This is a genomic window from Pseudooctadecabacter sp. (assembly GCF_965657175.1).
Classification (GTDB): Bacteria; Pseudomonadota; Alphaproteobacteria; order Rhodobacterales; family Rhodobacteraceae; genus Octadecabacter.
Map to the genome: position 1 here is coordinate 378445 of NZ_CBFHNH010000001.1, position 15477 is coordinate 393921.

Genomic DNA, 15477 nt, shown 5'->3' on the forward strand with positions numbered 1-15477 from the left:
AAACAAAAATGAGCCCCGTCCTTGTGTTACAAGGGCGGGATTTTACTTTGATGAAAGTTGACCCTGCGTCACAGTTTTGCCGACATTGTTATGCGGTTCCTGGATGGCTGATGCCCTAGAACACAAGCAGGTGCTGAAAGGCGATCTCGTAAAAATAAATTGTTTTCAATACGTTGGAGGCGATTTTATCGTTTCCAGTTGGGAAACGATCTTTTTGATTGTTCACGAATTAACCTTAATCGCTCCAGAATATCACCGCGATGATCGGGGAAACTGACTGCATATCATAAGAGTGCAGGTGCAGTTATGCCGACAACCTATACAGACCAGTTTTACACCTTTGATCCCGCGAACCCGCCCCCAAGCGGGACGGCTGTTACGTTCTCGACGTTTAGCCTGACGGACCAGAACGATGATGGTGACATCGACCGGTTTGACGGCGATAGCGTCAATGGATCTGATGTCTCATCGTCTTACCCGGGCGACACGGTAACCATTACCGTGGCGGGTGGTGGTAATGTCACTTACGTCGGCACGACCTTTTATCTGGCCAACGGTCAGCGGGTTTTCACCCCGACAGACGGGCAGGTTCTGCAGGATGGTATCTTTTTCGATGCGAGTTTCGTGTTCCCGCAGGGACCACTGGATGTGGGCGATCTTGGCCCGCCATGTTTTGCGGCTGGAACGCGTATTGAAACCAATCGGGGCGCCGTTCCGATCGAGCAGATTGACGTGGACGACTTGGTCCGGACCTCTGACAATGGTCTACAGCCCGTGCGTTGGCATGGCCTCCGGTCTGTGCCGGCTATGGGGGATCTTGCACCAATCCGTTTTGCAGCCGGCACCGTGGGTAACACGCGCCCCCTGATGGTGTCTCCGCAACACAAAATGCTTGTGACCGGTTGGCGTGCGGAGATGTTTTTTGGGGAGTCGGAGATTTTGGCCGCCGCTGCGCATCTGGTCAATCACGACACGATTTGCCGCGTGCCCCAGCGTGAGGTTTCGTATCATCATCTCATGTTCGATGCCCATGAGGTCATCTTTGCCGAAGGCGCACCGAGCGAAAGCTTTTTCCCCGGCCCGCACATCATGGCCGACCGCGATCTGCGCCGAGAGATTGACGCCGTTTTCCCCGGCGTTCGCCGCAAGGTTTCCAAGACGTGGACAACGGCGCGGCCCGTTGTCACTGGGCGTGAAGCATCGGTGCTTTGTGGTGACAGGTTGATCGCCGCGTAAGACAGACCGGTTGACCGCAGTGGGTTGCTTGGGTGAAGGACGGATATGGCACGCAAGACCCCGAAGAAGACCAAACAAGCTGTAAAGTTGCGGGAACGCCCCGGACTGCTGGTGCGTTGGCTGCTGCGCTATGTACTCAGAGGGGTATTGATTGTGATTGCTTTGGCTGTTGTGGCGACATTGGCGTTTTCGGCGGTGAATCCCCCGACCACACCGTATATGTTTGCCGAGGGTCGACGGGTCGGTGGTGTGAACCAGACATGGGTTCCAATGGAACAGATCGCCCCCGCGATGGCGCGGTCGGCTGTGGCCGCCGAGGATGCAAATTTCTGCACCCATTGGGGGCTGGACCTGACGGCCATTCGCGCAGCCTTGGAAGATGGCGGGAACCGCGGCGGGTCCACGATTTCCCAGCAGGTCGTCAAGAATGTGTATCTGTGGCAGGGCCGGTCTTGGTTGCGCAAATCGCTTGAAGCACTGATGACGCCCTTGGTCGAGGCCGTCTGGAGCAAAGAGCGGATCCTTGAGGTCTATCTGAACGTGGCCGAGTTTGACGAAGGCGTGTTCGGGGTTGAGGCCGCTGCGGTGCATTACTTCGGCGTGCGGGCACAGGATTTGACCGATGTGCAGGCCGCGCGGCTGGCTGCGATCTTGCCCGCGCCCAAAAGCCGGTCGGCATCCCAGCCTACGTCTTTTGTGCAACGCCGTGCTGCCAGTATCCGTGACGGAGCAGCGACTATTGCAGCGGATGGCCGCGCGGGATGTTTTCAATAGCGCACGCGGGATTGTAACGGCAGGACCGTTGGGGCATTGAAGGGGAGCACCTGATTTGGGACCCAAGATGAACCGATTGTACCATTATCCGCTGTCTCCGTTTTCGCGCAAAGTCCGGTTGAGCCTTGCGGAAAAGCGGATTGAGGTCGAATTGGTCGAGGAACGCTATTGGGAGCAGGACGCGGATTTCCTGCGTCGTAACCCCGCTGGCAAGGTGCCGGTGTTGAAGATGGACGGCCGCGTGATGGCCGACAGCACCGCGATTTGCGAATACCTTGAAGAGGTGCATCCGACGCCTGCCCTACTGCCCAGCAGCCCAGAGGCGCGCTATGAGGTGCGGCGTCTGGTGGCGTGGTTTGATGACAAATTCAACGAAGAGGTCACGACCAAGCTGATGGGGGAGAGGGTCTTCCGCAAGGTGATGGGGACGGGGTATCCTGACAGTGCGAACGTTAAGGCGGGTGCCAAGGCGATTAAGTACCACCTCGACTATATGACCTGGTTGCTGGATCAACGTCGGTGGTTGGCGGGCAACGATATGACGCTGGCCGATTTTGCGGCCGCTGCGCATTTGTCGTGTTTGGACTATGTGTCCGACGTTGATTGGAACCGGTCGGAGATCGTCAAGGATTGGTATGCCAAGATCAAATCCCGGCCTGCGTTCCGGTCTATTCTGGCCGATCAGATTTCAGGATTTCCACAGCCGTCGCATTATGCGGATCTGGATTTTTAATTTGGATCGAATGAGCTTCGCTCATCCGATCCGCTGGGGGCGCTGCCCCCAGACCCCCGAGGGTATTTTTGAACCAGAGAAAACACGTCCATGAGTCGCGAGCTGAAAGCGCGTCTACGGACCAAAGCATTTGAAGAGGGCTTTGCGGGCTTTGGGGTGTGCAGACCGGATGCGGTGCCTGAGTTGCCTGAACGACTGGCCGCTTTTGTGGCGGACGGGCGGCACGGTCAGATGGCCTGGATGGCGGAGCGTATGGCGTGGCGCGGTGACCCGGGCGCGTTATGGCCTGAGGCACGGTCTGTGGTCATGTTGGCGGAGCCCTATACGCCAGAACATGATCCGCTGGAGGTGTTGGAGCAACGCGACCGCGCGGCGATCAGTGTCTATGCGCATAATCGCGACTATCATGATCTGGTGAAGAAGCGGCTAAAACGTGTCGGGCGTTGGCTGGTCGATGCGGCGGAGTGTGAGATCAAGGTGTTTGTTGACACAGCGCCGGTGATGGAAAAACCGCTGGCGGCGGCGGCGGGGCTTGGTTGGCAGGGCAAACACACCAATTTGCTGAGCCGCGATTTGGGGAATTGGTTTTTTCTGGGGGCGATTTTTACGACAGTAGAGTTGCCTGCGGATGACCCAGGCCTCGAGAATTGTGGGTCGTGCCGCGCTTGTCTGGATGTCTGTCCAACCGACGCGTTTCCGGCGCCATTTCAGCTCGATGCGCGGCGGTGCATTTCGTATCTGACCATTGAACACAAGGGCCCCGTGCCAGAAGAGTTGCGCGGCCTGATGGGCAACCGGATTTACGGGTGCGACGATTGTCTGGCGGTTTGTCCATGGAACAAGTTTGCCGCTGAGGCACGAGAGTTGCGCTACGCCGCACGCGCGGATTTGCGTGCCCCACGGTTGCGTGATTTGGCGGCGCTGGACGACGCGGGTTTTCGCGCCATGTTTTCTGGTAGCCCGATTAAACGGATCGGGCGGGACCGATTTGTCCGCAATGTGCTTTATGCCATCGGCAATTCTGCCGACAGATCGCTCAGCGATGCGGCGGTTGGTTTGGTGGATGATCCGGCAGCTGAGGTCGCGGACGCGGCGCGTTGGGCGGTTGAACGTTTGAGGAGGTAAATCTGATGTTGCGATATGTTTTGTGTGTCCTGCCAGTGATGGCGTTTGGGCAAGTGGAACAGGGGCCCAAGAACGCGGACTTTTTACCGGCATTCGCAGATCAGACCCGCGCGCCCGAGATGCCTGCCACGCAGGTTGAGGTCAGCACCTTCGCCGGTGGGTTTGATTTTCCTTGGGGCATAGCGCCTCTGGCAGACGGGCGGTTTTTGGTGACCGAGCGTGGCGGGCGGATGCGGTTGGTTGGCACAGATGGCGATGTCACAGACATCAGCGGATTGCCAGCGGTTGAAGCCATCCGTCAGGGTGGCCTTCTGGATGTCGCCGTGGGGCCGGACGGTCTGGTCTATTGGACGTATTCCAAGGCCGTGCAAGGGGGCGTTGCCTTAGCGGCCGCACGTGGTCGGCTGAACGGTACGGCGCTGGTCGATGTTGAGGATATTTTTGTGCAATCGCCCGCGACGAATGCGGGGCAACATTTTGGCAGCCGCATTATCCCAGTGGAGGGTGGCGCATGGATCACATCCGGTGATCGTGGCACACCGGAGTTGTCACAAGGGGACAATACAGTTGGTAAAGTTCTCTGGTTTGATGGATCGAACGTGCGCGTGTGGTCGACGGGGCACCGCAATATTCAGGGTGCTGTGATCCGCGATGGCGATCTTTGGACGGTGGAACATGGCCCCCGCGGCGGGGATGAATTGAACCGCCCGCAACAGGGGCTGAACTACGGCTGGCCGGTGATTTCATACGGGATTAACTACAACGGCCGCGATATTACCGGCGGTGAGGCTGCGGCCGAAGGCTATGAACAGCCGGTCTATTACTGGGACCCGGTGATCGCACCCGGTGGGATGGGCACCTATCCCGAGGATGCGGACTTCGCGTCGTGGCGGGGGGATATGTTTGTGTCCTCTCTGAACCCCGGTGGGCTTAATCGATTGAAGCTGGACGACGGGCGTGTTGTGGGTGAGGAGCGATTGCTGCGCGACGTGGGCCGCGTGCGTGATGTTGAGGTTTTGGCGAACGGTGATCTGCTGGTTCTGGTCGATGCGCCCGATGCGGATATTCTTCGCGTGACGCCTGTGGGTGGTGCCGAGTAGCGGATCGGCGTAGGCAGAGGAATGACCTCAGCCGCCCCAAGCCTCCCTGTCCCAAATGTCGCGCGTGGCGTGTTTTTGATGCTGTCCGCAGTAACGGTGTTCACGGTGATGTCGGCTTTTATCAAAGCGGCGGTTAGGGTGCCTGCCGGTGAGGCGATGTTTTTTCGCTCGGTGATGGCGATGCCCATCTTGCTGGTTTGGTTGGTCACCCATGGGGGCATTCGTGCGGGCATCCGGACCAAGTCGGTGCGCAATCATGCGGTGCGTGGGATCGTTGGGTCTTGCGCCATGGGCCTTGGGTTTGCGGGGCTGAAGTTTTTGCCATTGCCCGAGGTCACGGCGATCCGTTTTGTCACCCCGATTGTAATGGTCGTACTGGCGGCCTTGATCCTTGGCGAAAAGTTTCGATTTGTGCGCATCGCAGCGGTTTTGCTTGGCTTTGTGGGGGTTGTGATCATCGTGGCCCCACGTTTATCGGTGGGCATCGGGTCAACGGAGGCTTTGGGCGTTGGTCTGACGCTTGGGTCCGCTTGTTTGGCCGCTTTGGCGCAGGTGTTTGTCAAAGGAATGGCTGGGCAAGAAAGCACGACGGCCATCGTGTTTTGGTTTTCAATGACATCTGCGGTCTTGTCACTGGTGACCGTCCCGTTTGGCTGGGTCTGGCCTACTGGCGTGGAATTGACGTTGTTGGTCGGCGCGGGTGTGGTCGGTGGCCTCGGTCAGATTTTACTGACATCGAGTTACCGCTTTGCGGAGGCCGGGGTCCTCGCCCCCTTCACTTATGTGTCGATGCTTTGGTCTGTTCTGATCGGATGGATCTGGTTCAATGAAGTGCCAACCATGAGCATGACAGTCGGTGCAGGGTTTGTAATTGGTGCAGGCGTGATTATCGTACTGCGCGAACGCGCGTTGGGTCGGGATGAAACGGCGCGACGCAAAGTACGGGCGAAGGGCCTGCAATAACGCCCGCTGGCCCCGCCGTCTTACGACGAGCGTGCCCACCCTGCGTGCCCGAACAAAAAACGCGACGTCCCGTGTTGGGCGCCGCGTCCTTTATTCTTCTGATCAGAAAACTCCGGGGGGAGGCCGCAGGCCGGGGGGCTGGCCCCCTTCCTCCCCTTGCCTAGGTGCGGACCAGCTTTTCGTAATCTTCAGCCACGTCCCGACACAGTGCGCCGACCTCGAAATTATAGTCGCCAATCTGGCCCACTGGGGTAACTTCGGCAGCGGTGCCGGTCAGCCAGCATTGTTCGAACCCTTCGAGTTCTTCTGGCATGATGACCCGTTCATGGACAGCGATCTGTCGGTCCTTCAACCGGCTGATCACTGTCTGGCGGGTGAGGCCGTTCAGGAAGACATCGGCTTTGGGTGTGTGTACCTCGCCATCCTTGACGAAAAAGATGTTCGCGCCGGTGCACTCAGCCACGTAGCCACGGTAGTCCATGAACAAGGCATCGGAGCAGCCCTTGGCTTCGGCGGCATGTTTAGAGGTGGTGCAGATCATATAAAGACCGGCAGCCTTGGCATGCACGGGGATCGTTTCGGGGGACGGGCGCTTCCATTTCGCGATGTCGATTTTCGCGCCCTTCATCTTGGCGTCGCCGTAGTAATTGCCCCACTCCCACGCGGCAATCGCCAAATGGACCGGGTTGCGTTGGGACGCGACACCCATGTCTTCGCCTGCACCGCGCCAAGCGACGGCACGCACGTAGGCGTCGGACAGGTTGTTGGCTTTGATCACTTCGGCTTTCGCGGCTTCGATTTCGTCGACGGTATAGGGGATCTGAAAGTCCAGCTCACCGGCAGAGAAATGCAGCCGTTCGGAATGTTCGCGGCTCAGGAAAATCTTGCCGTTGTAGCAGCGTTCGCCTTCGAAAACGGAAGAGGCGTAGTGCATGGCATGGCTGAGGACATGTACGTTGGCTGCACGCCAGTCGACCAATTGGCCGTCCATCCAGATTTTGCCATCACGATCATCATATGCACCGGCCATAACGCCCTCCATTAGATTTGCATTTATTACGTCCTTAGGTCCGATGCGGTCATTTTATTGCGCCAAACCTGCGATTCGATACCTTTGGGTGCTTGGAATGTCAACAAAGCTGACGTATTATGACGATGAATGTGAAGGAGGCCGCCATGGACATGGGCGCGCGGGAGAGTGGCAACGCGCTGCTGTTTTTGACCGATGAACAGCTGCGCAAAGGCATTGAGGCGATGTTTTTTGCCTATCGTGGGTTCACGGCTGATCCGGATCGTATCCTTGCAGATATGGCCTACGGGCGCGCGCATCACCGCGCCATCCACTTCATCAATCGCAGCCCAGGCACGACGGTGAACAATCTGTTGGCAATCCTTGGGGTCACAAAGCAGTCTCTCAACCGTGTATTGCGCGCGTTGGTCGAGGATGGTCTTGTACGCAGCGAGGTGGGCCAGCGTGACAAGCGTGAGCGGCATTTGTTTTTGACAGATGCAGGCGTGGCCCTTGAGAGGACATTGTCGGACGCCCAGCGGGACAGAATGCGGGCGGCCTACCGTGCTGCGGGGCCAGAGGCCGTGGCGGGGTTCAGGCAGGTGCTTGAGGCGATGATGGATGAGGAGAGCGCTGCTCGGTATGCGGCGCTGAAGGATCTGAAGGGATAGCGCGATGCACAACGACCAACCCCATTTGTTGATCGTAGACGACGACGAACGCATTCGTGTTTTGCTTCAGAAATTTCTGGTCCGCAGCGGTTTTCTGGTGACCGCCGCCCGAGAGGCGGCCCATGCGCGGCGCATCTTGTCAGGTTTGGATTTTGACATGATCGTGCTGGATGTGATGATGCCTGGTGAAGATGGCGTGACCCTATGCGCAGATTTGCGCAAGGACCGCGACACGCCAATTTTGCTGCTGACAGCCAAGGCGGAGACGGGTGATCGGATCGCTGGACTTGAAGCGGGGGCGGATGACTACCTGGCTAAACCGTTTGAACCCAAGGAGCTATTGCTGCGGATCAATTCGGTCTTGCGCCGCGTGCCGCCGAGCGAAGCGGAGCGCGAGGTGCCAAAAGTTCTTCATCTTGGGCCGCTGCGCTACGACATGGAACGCGGGGAGCTGTGGCAGGGCGAAGATCTGGTACGGTTAACGGCGACCGAAGTGCAGCTGATGAAGATTTTCTCTGCCACGCCAGCGGAGGCATTGAGCCGGACCGATTTGGTGGAAAAGCTGGGCCGTGCCGGAGGGCAGGCGCAGGAACGTGCGGTGGATGTTCAGATCACCCGTTTGCGCCGCAAATTGGAAGCGGACCCCAAGCAGCCGCGTTATCTGCAGACGGTACGCGGTGCGGGCTACATGCTGGCACCTGATTAAATTTTAGCGGGGGAACAAAATTCCGGAATTTTGTTGCCTCCGGCGGGGATATTTTTGAGACAAAGACAAGGAGGCTGCGCATATGGCGACGGCATTGGTGAGCCATCAAGCGGGCTATGATCATGTGACACCGCCCGGTCATCCCGAGCAGGTAGCGCGGTTGGACGCGGTTTTAAGTGCGCTTGAAGGGATGAGTTTGGTTTCCGTCGACGCGCCTTTGGTCGCTGAGGACGATTTGTTGCGCTGCCACCCCAAGTCCCATCTTGAGGCTATCCGCGCGGCGGCGCCAAGCGATGGGTGGCGGTCTTTGGATGCGGATACGCATATGTCCGTTGGATCACTCGAGGCGGCGTTTCGGGCTGCGGGTGGCGCAGTAAAGGCTGTCGATATGGTCATGGCGGGTGATGTTCGCAACGCCTTTGTGGCCATGCGTCCGCCCGGACATCATGCAGAACGTGAGACGGCGATGGGGTTTTGCTTTTTCGGGAATGTCGCTGTTGCCGCCAAACATGCGTTGGATTTTCACGGGCTGTCCCGCGTGGGAATCGTCGATTTCGATGTGCACCATGGCAATGGCACCCAGGATTTGGTGGAAGAAGACGCGCGGATTTTGTTTTGTTCCTCCCACCAGATGCCTCTTTACCCAGGCACGGGGGCTGCCCATGAAACCGGCGTTGGAAATGTCCTAAACGTGCCTTTGCCCGATGGTGCGGGGTCAGCTGCGTTTCAGGCGGCTTGGACCGATCATGTGTTTCCGCGAATTGAAGCATTTAAACCTGAAGTTCTGATCATTTCAGCGGGATTTGATGCACATGCGGATGACCCATTGGCGGGTATGATGTTGCAGGACAGCGATTTTGCCTGGATCACGGAAAAGCTCTGTGATTTGGCGGATCAGTTTTGCGGCGGTCGGGTGGTGTCCTGCCTTGAGGGGGGATATGATCTGGGCGCGCTGGGCCGGTCGGCCCGCGCACATGTTGAGGTTTTGGAGGACCGCGGACGATGAGCACAGATGTCAGCGAGATGAGCTTTGAAGAAGCGCTGCGCGAGTTGGAACAGGTCGTGGGCCAGTTGGAGCGCGGTGAGGTGCCGTTGGATAAATCCATCGAACTCTATGAACGTGGCGCTGCGCTGAAAAAGCGCTGTGAGGCGAAGTTGAAAGACGCTGAGGAAAAAGTTGCCAAGCTGACGTTGGATGCCGATGGCACCCCTACTGGCACGGCGGCATTGGACGGCTAAGTGATGCACGCGATTGAACCGCTTCCGTTCTCGGAGGCTTTGCCGAGGGCGCAGCGGGTCGTTCAGACCTGTCTGGATGCCATGCTGCCTGAACGGGGCGATAACCTGACATCGGCAATGCGCTATGCGGTTGTGGGTGGGAAGGCGCTGCGGGGATTTTTGGTGCTGGAGGGTGCACGGCTGCACAATGTGCAGATTGGACCTGCTAGCATGGCTGCTTTGGCGATCGAATGTGTCCATGCCTATTCGCTGATCCATGATGATTTGCCCTGCATGGATGATGATGATCTGCGCCGGGGTCAGCCCACAGTCCATCGCAAGTGGGATGAGGCCGTTGCTGTCTTGGCCGGTGATGCCCTGCAGGCTATGGCGTTTGAGTTGTTGGCCCATGGTGACATTGGCCGGGCCGAGGTGTCGCGCGATTTGGGGTATGCGCTGGCTGTTGCGGCAGGGCGTGTTGGCATGGTTGGCGGGCAGATGCTGGACATCGAGGCAGAAAGCCGGGTGTCGGGACATACGCTGGACCAGATTGAGGCGGTCCAGAACGGAAAAACCGGTGCCTTGATCCGATGGTCGGCGATGGCAGGTGCCATGTTGGCGCAGGCCGAAACACATGCGTTGGAAACCTATGGCGACAAGCTTGGCCTTGCGTTTCAGATTGCAGATGATGTGCTGGACGTGGAAGGCGATGCAGCGACCGTGGGCAAGGCCGTGGGCAAGGATGCGGACGCGGGTAAGGCCACGTTCGTGTCGTTGATGGGGCTAGATGGGGCGAAGCGTCGCGCCAAAGATTTGGTGGATGAGGCGTGTGATGCGCTATCTGTCTACGGCGAAGCAGCGGATACACTGCGCGAGGCGGCGCGGTTTGTGATCGCGCGGTCGCACTGAGAAAGGGCCGGACCTATGGCTGATAGACTGAACACTCCGACATTGGACCGGGTTGATTTGCCCAGCGACCTTAAAGGGTTGAGTGACGGTCAGTTGCGCACGCTTGCTGATGAGCTGCGGGCTGAGACGATTTCAACGGTGTCTGAGACGGGCGGACATTTAGGGGCCGGGCTTGGGGTGGTTGAACTGACCGTGGCCCTGCATGCGGTGTTTGACGCGCCCAAGGACAAGATCATTTGGGATGTGAGCCACCAGTGTTACCCCCACAAGATCCTGACAGGACGGCGCGACCGCATCCGCACTTTGCGCCAGAAGGACGGATTGAGCGGGTTCACCAAGCGCAGCGAGTCTTCGTACGATCCATTTGGGGCGGCGCATTCTTCCACCTCGATCTCTGCGGCATTGGGGTTTGCTGTGGCGCGGGATTTGGGCGGTGAAGGCGGGGACGCTATTGCAGTGATTGGCGATGGGTCCATGTCGGCAGGCATGGCCTATGAGGCGATGAACAATGCCGGACATCTGAAGAAACGTCTGATCGTGATTTTGAACGACAATGAAATGTCGATTGCGCCCCCCGTGGGCGCGATGTCGTCTTACCTGTCGCGACTGTATGCTGGTGCGCCGTTTCAGGAGTTCAAGGCGGCGGCGAAAGGGGCCGTGTCGTTTTTGCCGGAGCCATTTCAGGAAGGCGCGCGCCGGGCGAAAGAAATGCTGAAGGGCATGACTGTCGGCGGGACCTTGTTTGAGGAACTGGGGTTTTCCTATCTTGGGCCGATTGATGGCCACGATATGGAGCAGTTGCTGTCAGTATTACGGACGGTCAAGGACCGCGCAACGGGGCCCATTCTGATCCATGCGATTACCAAAAAGGGCAAAGGCTACGCTGAACATCGCGCAGACCGTGGACATGCGACCGCCAAGTTTGATGTGGTTACAGGCGAACAGAAAAAAGCGCCGAGCAATGCGCCTTCCTACACCTCTGTCTTTGCTGATGCGCTGATCAAAGAGGCCACGCGGGACGACAAGATCGTGGCGGTTACGGCAGCGATGCCGGACGGCACAGGGTTGGACCGTTTCATGCAGCGTTTTGCATCGCGTTGCTTTGATGTCGGCATTGCGGAGCAACATGCGGTGACGTTTTGCGCCGGTATGGCTGCGGGCGGGATGAAACCGTTTTGCGCGCTCTATTCGACATTCCTGCAGCGCGGCTATGATCAGGTGGTGCATGATGTGGCCCTGCAGCGGTTGCCTGTGCGGTTTGCCATCGACCGCGCCGGATTGGTCGGGGCCGATGGCGCGACCCATGCGGGGTCCTTCGATGTGGCCTATTTGGCCAACCTGCCCGGTTTTGTAGTGATGGCCGCCGCGGATGAGGCCGAATTGGTGCGGATGGTGGCCACGGCTGTGGCCCATGACGAAGGCCCGATTGCGTTCCGTTTCCCCCGCGGGGAAGGTGTGGGCGTAGACATCTCCGAGGATGCGAAGCCGCTGGAGATCGGCAAAGGTCGTATGATCCGCGAGGGGTCCCGTGTGGCGATCCTGTCCTTCGGCACGCGCCTGCAAGAAGTCGAAAAGGCGGCTGAGGCGTTGGAGGCACGAGGGGTGACGCCCACGGTGGCAGATGCGCGGTTTGCCAAGCCGCTGGACCGAGAGATGATCCTAGCATTGGCGCGCGGTCATGAGGCGTTGATCACCGTGGAAGAAGGCGCTGTCGGCGGGTTCGGGTCACATGTGGCGCAACTTTTGGCAGACGAAGGTGTATTTGATCATGGGCTGAAGTTCCGGTCGATGGTCTTGCCGGATGTGTTCATCGACCAATCCAGCCCCCGCGATATGTACGACACCGCGGCGATGAATGCGGAGCATATTGAGGCGAAGGTTCTGGATGTGCTGGGTGTTGAGGTGTTGAGCCAACGGGCGTGATGGGGTCAACGCGCGGCTGCGCCGACGCCCCTCCCACCATCGCGCGGCCTCCGGCGGGAGTTTTTGGGCCAGATGAAGGGGGACGCGGCGCTATTTGGGCAGACGTTTTTCGATCGACTCAAGCCGCTTGAGAACCTCGTCACGGTAGGTGTCTGTGGCGGCGTTGGATTCCTCAGCATGGGCGTCCTGCATGGAATTCACGATGAGGCCGACCAGAAGGTTCACCACCGCAAAGGTCGTCACCATGATGAAGGGCACGAAGAAGGCCCAGGCGTAGGGGAATTGTTCCATGACCGGGCGCACGATGCCCATGGACCAGCTTTCCAACGTCATGATTTGAAACAAGCTATAGGCGGAGGCGCCCAGGCTGCCGAACCATTCGGGGAAGGCATCGCCAAACAGCTTTGTCGCCATGACAGAGCCAATATAGAAAATCAGCGACATCAGCATGAAGACGCTTCCCATGCCGGGAAGTGCGGTCAGGAAGCCTTCGACCACGCGGCGCAGTGACGGCGTGGCGGAGATGACGCGCAACACCCTCAGGATGCGCAGGGCCCGCAAGACCGAGAACGATTGTGCGGCGGGGACGAGTGCGATGCCCACAATCGCGAAGTCAAAGATGTTCCAGCCTGACCGGAAGAAGGCAAGACGATGGGCAAACAGTTTGAGGACGATCTCGACCACAAAAATGTAAAGGCACACCGCATCCAATGCGAGGATCAGGCCGCCTGCTGCGCCCATGACGGTGTCCGACGTTTCCAATCCCAAGAGCACCGCGTTGAAGATGATCACGCCAATGATGAACCGCTGAAATTGCGGGTTTTCGACGAATGCGGAAATCCTGTCACGGAGCGTCATACTGGTGTCCCTTCCTTTGGGTCGATATGCCCATTGCAAGGGGCTGAGGCAAGTGGGGAGTATTTCGGATGCGTTGGGTTTTGATCTACCGGTGGGTCGTGTTTCTTTTGGCGGCGGGGTACTGCCTGCGGACGATCTTTTTCGGGAGCTTTGACGGATTTGGCGGCCCGTTCCGCTATTTGACGATCTGGGCGTTGTTCATGTCATTCTTTGCTGCCAGCCGCATGATTGCGCTGGAAGAGGGTCGAACAACACGGCGGTGGGATGCCTTTGTGGCAACGACCGCGGTTGTGAATGCTATGGTCGTTATCTTGTACTGGCGGCTCTATTTCGCGGACCCCGCATCGGTAACGCGGGACGGACAACTGGGGGATTTGTGGTTGGAGCTGTACATGCACGCACTGGGGCCTGCGTTGCAGTGGATTGATGCGACGTTTATCCACCGTGCATTTCGCAAGCTATGGCGGACGCTTGGGCTGTTGGCTGGGGTGATTGCCGGCTACGTTATTTGGGCGGAATTGATCGTCGGGCCGATGAATGACAGCCCGGTTGGTTCTGTGACCAGCGGGCTGCCTTATCCGTTCTTGAACAATCTGGATCTGGCGGGTCGCGCCACGTTCTACGGCGTCAATTTCGCGGTTGCCGTGGTTGTCTTGGCCGCGTTTGCGAGCGTCAGCTTTGCGATGCGCCGCCTGTTTCCACGGCCAGCAGAGACTTAAGCCCCGCGCGGTAGTCAGGGTAAAGCAGCTTGACGCCCAGTTCGTCTTTGATCCGGTCGTTTCGGACCTTTTTGCTTTCGGCATAAAAGCTGCGGGCCATGGGGGTCATGTCCGCGTCTTCGAAATTTTGCGCGGGCGGAACGGGTAGGTTCAACAGTTCAGCGGCATAAGCGATCACGTCTTGCGGCGGGGCCGGGTCATCGTCGCAAAGGTTATAGACCGCACCGGGGTTTGGATGCGCGATGGACGCGGCGACCACCTGTGCGATGTCATCGACGTGGATGCGGCTAAAGACCTGATCGTCTTTGATGATGCGTCGCGCCGTGCCATTGCGGACCTTCGCAAAGGGACCGCGCCCGGGGCCGTAGATGCCTGCCAGCCGGAAGATATGGAGGGGAAGGTCAAGGGCCCGCCATGCGGCTTCGGCCTCGACCCGCATTTGTCCGCGTTTGGTGGACGGGGTGAGGGGGGTGTCTTCATCCACCCACCCGCCTTGGTGATCGCCGTAGACACCGGTAGTGGACAGGTAACCGACCCATTCGAATTGATCGCGTCGGGCGGCGATTTCGCCCCTGAGCTGGCCCAAAACGGGATCGCCATCTTCGTTCGGTCCCGCAGAAATCAAAAGATGGGTTGCTGCGTTCAATGCGGGGGTAAGATCGGCACCGGGCCAGATGCGAGGTTCGGTCCCTTCGGCCATCAGCGCGTTGGCCTTGTCCTCGGACCGTGTGGTGCCGATGATGCGCCAATCATCTGAAAGCAATTTCGTTAGGGCGCGGGCGGAGTAGCCATGGCCAAAGGAGAGAAGCGTTTGTGTCATGCCCCTTGGTGGCGCAGGCGACAAGAGGGTGCAAGATGTGTTAGTCTTTGCGCATGAGCAATGATCCAGATTTGACAGACGCCTACGCGCTGAAAACAGCGGATGACGCGAAGCGGCTGTATGCAGATTGGGCGAAGACCTATGATACGGAGTTTGGCGACGCGCAGGGCTATCAAATTCCGCGTGAAGTTGTTCGTGCGTTTTCGGCCCACGGTGGCGCCGGACCTGTGTTGGATGTGGGCGCAGGGACCGGTCTTGTGGGGGAGGGGTTGGCCGGCATTGGTGCCGGGCCTGTTGATGCCCTCGACCTGTCGCCGCAGATGCTCGACGTGGCACGACAGAAAGGGATTTACCGTGATTTGATTGCAGCCGATGTGACCCTAGCCCTGCCCGTTTCAGGGTATTCGGGCGTGGTGAGCGCCGGAACCTTCACATTGGGGCATGTGGGACCTGAAGGGCTGCCACCGTTGTTGGATGCGGCACGCCTTGGGTGCCTGTTTGTGCTGTCGGTTAATCTGGAACATTTCAAAAGCGCGGATTTTGAGGCGGCGTTTGCGTCGATGGCGGGCCGGATCACCGCACCTGTTTTTGAAGACATCCGGATTTATTCTGACAAGGCGGACCTATCCCACCGGTATGATAGGGCGCGTTTGGTCATCTTTCGGACGATCTGATCGCTTGCCTTGCATCGGTCCATCGCATTAGGTCGCATC

The 15477-nt window shown here is 58.6% G+C and carries 18 protein-coding genes; 15 read left to right on the plus strand and 3 right to left on the minus strand.

Translation table 11 applies throughout. From position 1 onward, the window contains the following. The first annotated feature begins 103 nt into the window (after positions 1–103). From ACTG36_RS01825 to ACTG36_RS01855, 7 genes are all read left to right on the plus strand, one after another. The gene (locus ACTG36_RS01825) at positions 104–277 is read left to right on the plus strand and encodes a hypothetical protein (RefSeq protein WP_375279633.1); all 174 of its coding nucleotides are present in this window, start codon (positions 104–106) and stop codon (positions 275–277) included. Between the two features lie 29 nt (positions 278–306). Beyond that, complete coding sequence (locus tag ACTG36_RS01830; RefSeq protein WP_375279634.1) at positions 307–1236, plus strand: Hint domain-containing protein; 930 nt, start codon at positions 307–309, stop codon at positions 1234–1236. Positions 1237–1281: 45 nt separating this feature from the next. Then, a complete protein-coding gene (mtgA, locus tag ACTG36_RS01835; protein WP_375279635.1) occupies positions 1282–2010 on the plus strand; it encodes a monofunctional biosynthetic peptidoglycan transglycosylase in 729 nt (242 codons plus the stop codon). Between the two features lie 67 nt (positions 2011–2077). Then, positions 2078–2743, plus strand: a complete 666-nt coding sequence (gene fzlA / locus ACTG36_RS01840; RefSeq protein WP_375279636.1) for an FtsZ-binding protein FzlA — start codon at positions 2078–2080, stop codon at positions 2741–2743. 90 nt (positions 2744–2833) lie between these two features. After that, on the plus strand, positions 2834–3868 hold the full coding sequence (gene queG, locus ACTG36_RS01845) for a tRNA epoxyqueuosine(34) reductase QueG (protein ID WP_375279637.1): 1035 nt from the start codon (positions 2834–2836) through the stop codon (positions 3866–3868). Between the two features lie 5 nt (positions 3869–3873). Further along, the gene (locus ACTG36_RS01850; RefSeq protein ID WP_375279638.1) at positions 3874–4968 is read left to right on the plus strand and encodes a PQQ-dependent sugar dehydrogenase; all 1095 of its coding nucleotides are present in this window, start codon (positions 3874–3876) and stop codon (positions 4966–4968) included. 21 nt (positions 4969–4989) lie between these two features. Further along, positions 4990–5931: a DMT family transporter gene (locus ACTG36_RS01855; protein ID WP_375279639.1), complete on the plus strand. Its 942-nt coding sequence runs from the start codon at positions 4990–4992 to the stop codon at positions 5929–5931. 160 nt (positions 5932–6091) lie between these two features. Here ACTG36_RS01855 and ACTG36_RS01860 read toward each other — a convergent pair whose 3' ends face one another. Continuing rightward, on the minus strand, positions 6092–6961 hold the full coding sequence (locus ACTG36_RS01860) for a branched-chain amino acid aminotransferase (RefSeq protein ID WP_375279640.1): 870 nt from the start codon (positions 6959–6961) through the stop codon (positions 6092–6094). A gap of 119 nt (positions 6962–7080) precedes the next feature. On the opposite strand from ACTG36_RS01860, the gene ACTG36_RS01865 reads away from it, so the two are divergent. The 6 genes from ACTG36_RS01865 (at position 7081) to dxs (ending at position 12367) form a co-directional block, all read left to right on the plus strand. Next, positions 7081–7611, plus strand: coding sequence for a MarR family winged helix-turn-helix transcriptional regulator (locus ACTG36_RS01865; RefSeq protein WP_375279641.1), 531 nt, complete (start codon positions 7081–7083; stop codon positions 7609–7611). A gap of 4 nt (positions 7612–7615) precedes the next feature. After that, a complete protein-coding gene (locus ACTG36_RS01870) occupies positions 7616–8317 on the plus strand; it encodes a response regulator (protein WP_375279642.1) in 702 nt (233 codons plus the stop codon). An 82-nt stretch (positions 8318–8399) separates the two neighbouring features. Next, on the plus strand, positions 8400–9323 hold the full coding sequence (locus tag ACTG36_RS01875; protein ID WP_375279643.1) for a histone deacetylase family protein: 924 nt from the start codon (positions 8400–8402) through the stop codon (positions 9321–9323). Further along, complete coding sequence (locus ACTG36_RS01880) at positions 9320–9556, plus strand: exodeoxyribonuclease VII small subunit (protein WP_375279644.1); 237 nt, start codon at positions 9320–9322, stop codon at positions 9554–9556. The genes ACTG36_RS01875 and ACTG36_RS01880 overlap by 4 nt, the downstream gene beginning before the upstream one ends. Before the next feature lie 3 nt (positions 9557–9559). Beyond that, on the plus strand, positions 9560–10444 hold the full coding sequence (locus ACTG36_RS01885; protein ID WP_375279685.1) for a polyprenyl synthetase family protein: 885 nt from the start codon (positions 9560–9562) through the stop codon (positions 10442–10444). Positions 10445–10459: 15 nt separating this feature from the next. After that, a complete protein-coding gene (gene dxs / locus ACTG36_RS01890; RefSeq protein WP_375279645.1) occupies positions 10460–12367 on the plus strand; it encodes a 1-deoxy-D-xylulose-5-phosphate synthase in 1908 nt (635 codons plus the stop codon). A gap of 90 nt (positions 12368–12457) precedes the next feature. On the opposite strand, the gene ACTG36_RS01895 is transcribed toward dxs, so the two are convergent. Continuing rightward, on the minus strand, positions 12458–13225 hold the full coding sequence (locus tag ACTG36_RS01895; RefSeq protein WP_375279646.1) for an ion transporter: 768 nt from the start codon (positions 13223–13225) through the stop codon (positions 12458–12460). Between the two features lie 68 nt (positions 13226–13293). Here ACTG36_RS01895 and ACTG36_RS01900 point away from each other — a divergent pair, with 68 nt between their 5' ends. After that, positions 13294–13944 carry a hypothetical protein gene (locus ACTG36_RS01900; RefSeq protein ID WP_375279647.1) on the plus strand — a complete coding sequence of 217 codons (651 nt, stop codon included), beginning with the start codon at positions 13294–13296 and terminating at the stop codon, positions 13942–13944. On the opposite strand, the gene ACTG36_RS01905 is transcribed toward ACTG36_RS01900, so the two are convergent. Next, positions 13898–14764, minus strand: a complete 867-nt coding sequence (locus tag ACTG36_RS01905) for an SDR family oxidoreductase (protein WP_375279648.1) — start codon at positions 14762–14764, stop codon at positions 13898–13900. The genes ACTG36_RS01900 and ACTG36_RS01905 overlap by 47 nt on opposite strands. Before the next feature lie 53 nt (positions 14765–14817). On the opposite strand from ACTG36_RS01905, the gene ACTG36_RS01910 reads away from it, so the two are divergent. After that, positions 14818–15438 (plus strand): class I SAM-dependent DNA methyltransferase, encoded by a 621-nt coding sequence (locus tag ACTG36_RS01910; protein WP_375279649.1) that lies wholly within the window; start codon positions 14818–14820, stop codon positions 15436–15438. The last annotated feature ends 39 nt before the right edge of the window (positions 15439–15477 follow it).

Excerpts from the sequence above, each read along its gene's own strand:
- ACTG36_RS01865 (WP_375279641.1), top strand. The coding sequence starts at position 7,081 with ATGACGATGAATGTGAAGGAGGCCGCCATGGACATGGGCGCGCGGGAG.
- ACTG36_RS01885 (WP_375279685.1), top strand. The coding sequence starts at position 9,560 with ATGCACGCGATTGAACCGCTTCCGTTCTCGGAGGCTTTGCCGAGGGCG.
- fzlA (WP_375279636.1), top strand. The coding sequence starts at position 2,078 with ATGAACCGATTGTACCATTATCCGCTGTCTCCGTTTTCGCGCAAAGTC.
- ACTG36_RS01875 (WP_375279643.1), top strand. The coding sequence starts at position 8,400 with ATGGCGACGGCATTGGTGAGCCATCAAGCGGGCTATGATCATGTGACA.
- ACTG36_RS01855 (WP_375279639.1), top strand. The coding sequence starts at position 4,990 with ATGACCTCAGCCGCCCCAAGCCTCCCTGTCCCAAATGTCGCGCGTGGC.
- ACTG36_RS01895 (WP_375279646.1), bottom strand. The coding sequence starts at position 13,225 with ATGACGCTCCGTGACAGGATTTCCGCATTCGTCGAAAACCCGCAATTT.
- mtgA (WP_375279635.1), top strand. The coding sequence starts at position 1,282 with ATGGCACGCAAGACCCCGAAGAAGACCAAACAAGCTGTAAAGTTGCGG.
- ACTG36_RS01830 (WP_375279634.1), top strand. The coding sequence starts at position 307 with ATGCCGACAACCTATACAGACCAGTTTTACACCTTTGATCCCGCGAAC.
- ACTG36_RS01900 (WP_375279647.1), top strand. The coding sequence starts at position 13,294 with ATGCGTTGGGTTTTGATCTACCGGTGGGTCGTGTTTCTTTTGGCGGCG.
- ACTG36_RS01905 (WP_375279648.1), bottom strand. The coding sequence starts at position 14,764 with ATGACACAAACGCTTCTCTCCTTTGGCCATGGCTACTCCGCCCGCGCC.
- ACTG36_RS01825 (WP_375279633.1), top strand. The coding sequence starts at position 104 with ATGGCTGATGCCCTAGAACACAAGCAGGTGCTGAAAGGCGATCTCGTA.
- ACTG36_RS01850 (WP_375279638.1), top strand. The coding sequence starts at position 3,874 with ATGTTGCGATATGTTTTGTGTGTCCTGCCAGTGATGGCGTTTGGGCAA.
- ACTG36_RS01910 (WP_375279649.1), top strand. The coding sequence starts at position 14,818 with ATGAGCAATGATCCAGATTTGACAGACGCCTACGCGCTGAAAACAGCG.
- ACTG36_RS01870 (WP_375279642.1), top strand. The coding sequence starts at position 7,616 with ATGCACAACGACCAACCCCATTTGTTGATCGTAGACGACGACGAACGC.
- ACTG36_RS01860 (WP_375279640.1), bottom strand. The coding sequence starts at position 6,961 with ATGGCCGGTGCATATGATGATCGTGATGGCAAAATCTGGATGGACGGC.
- queG (WP_375279637.1), top strand. The coding sequence starts at position 2,834 with ATGAGTCGCGAGCTGAAAGCGCGTCTACGGACCAAAGCATTTGAAGAG.
- ACTG36_RS01880 (WP_375279644.1), top strand. The coding sequence starts at position 9,320 with ATGAGCACAGATGTCAGCGAGATGAGCTTTGAAGAAGCGCTGCGCGAG.
- dxs (WP_375279645.1), top strand. The coding sequence starts at position 10,460 with ATGGCTGATAGACTGAACACTCCGACATTGGACCGGGTTGATTTGCCC.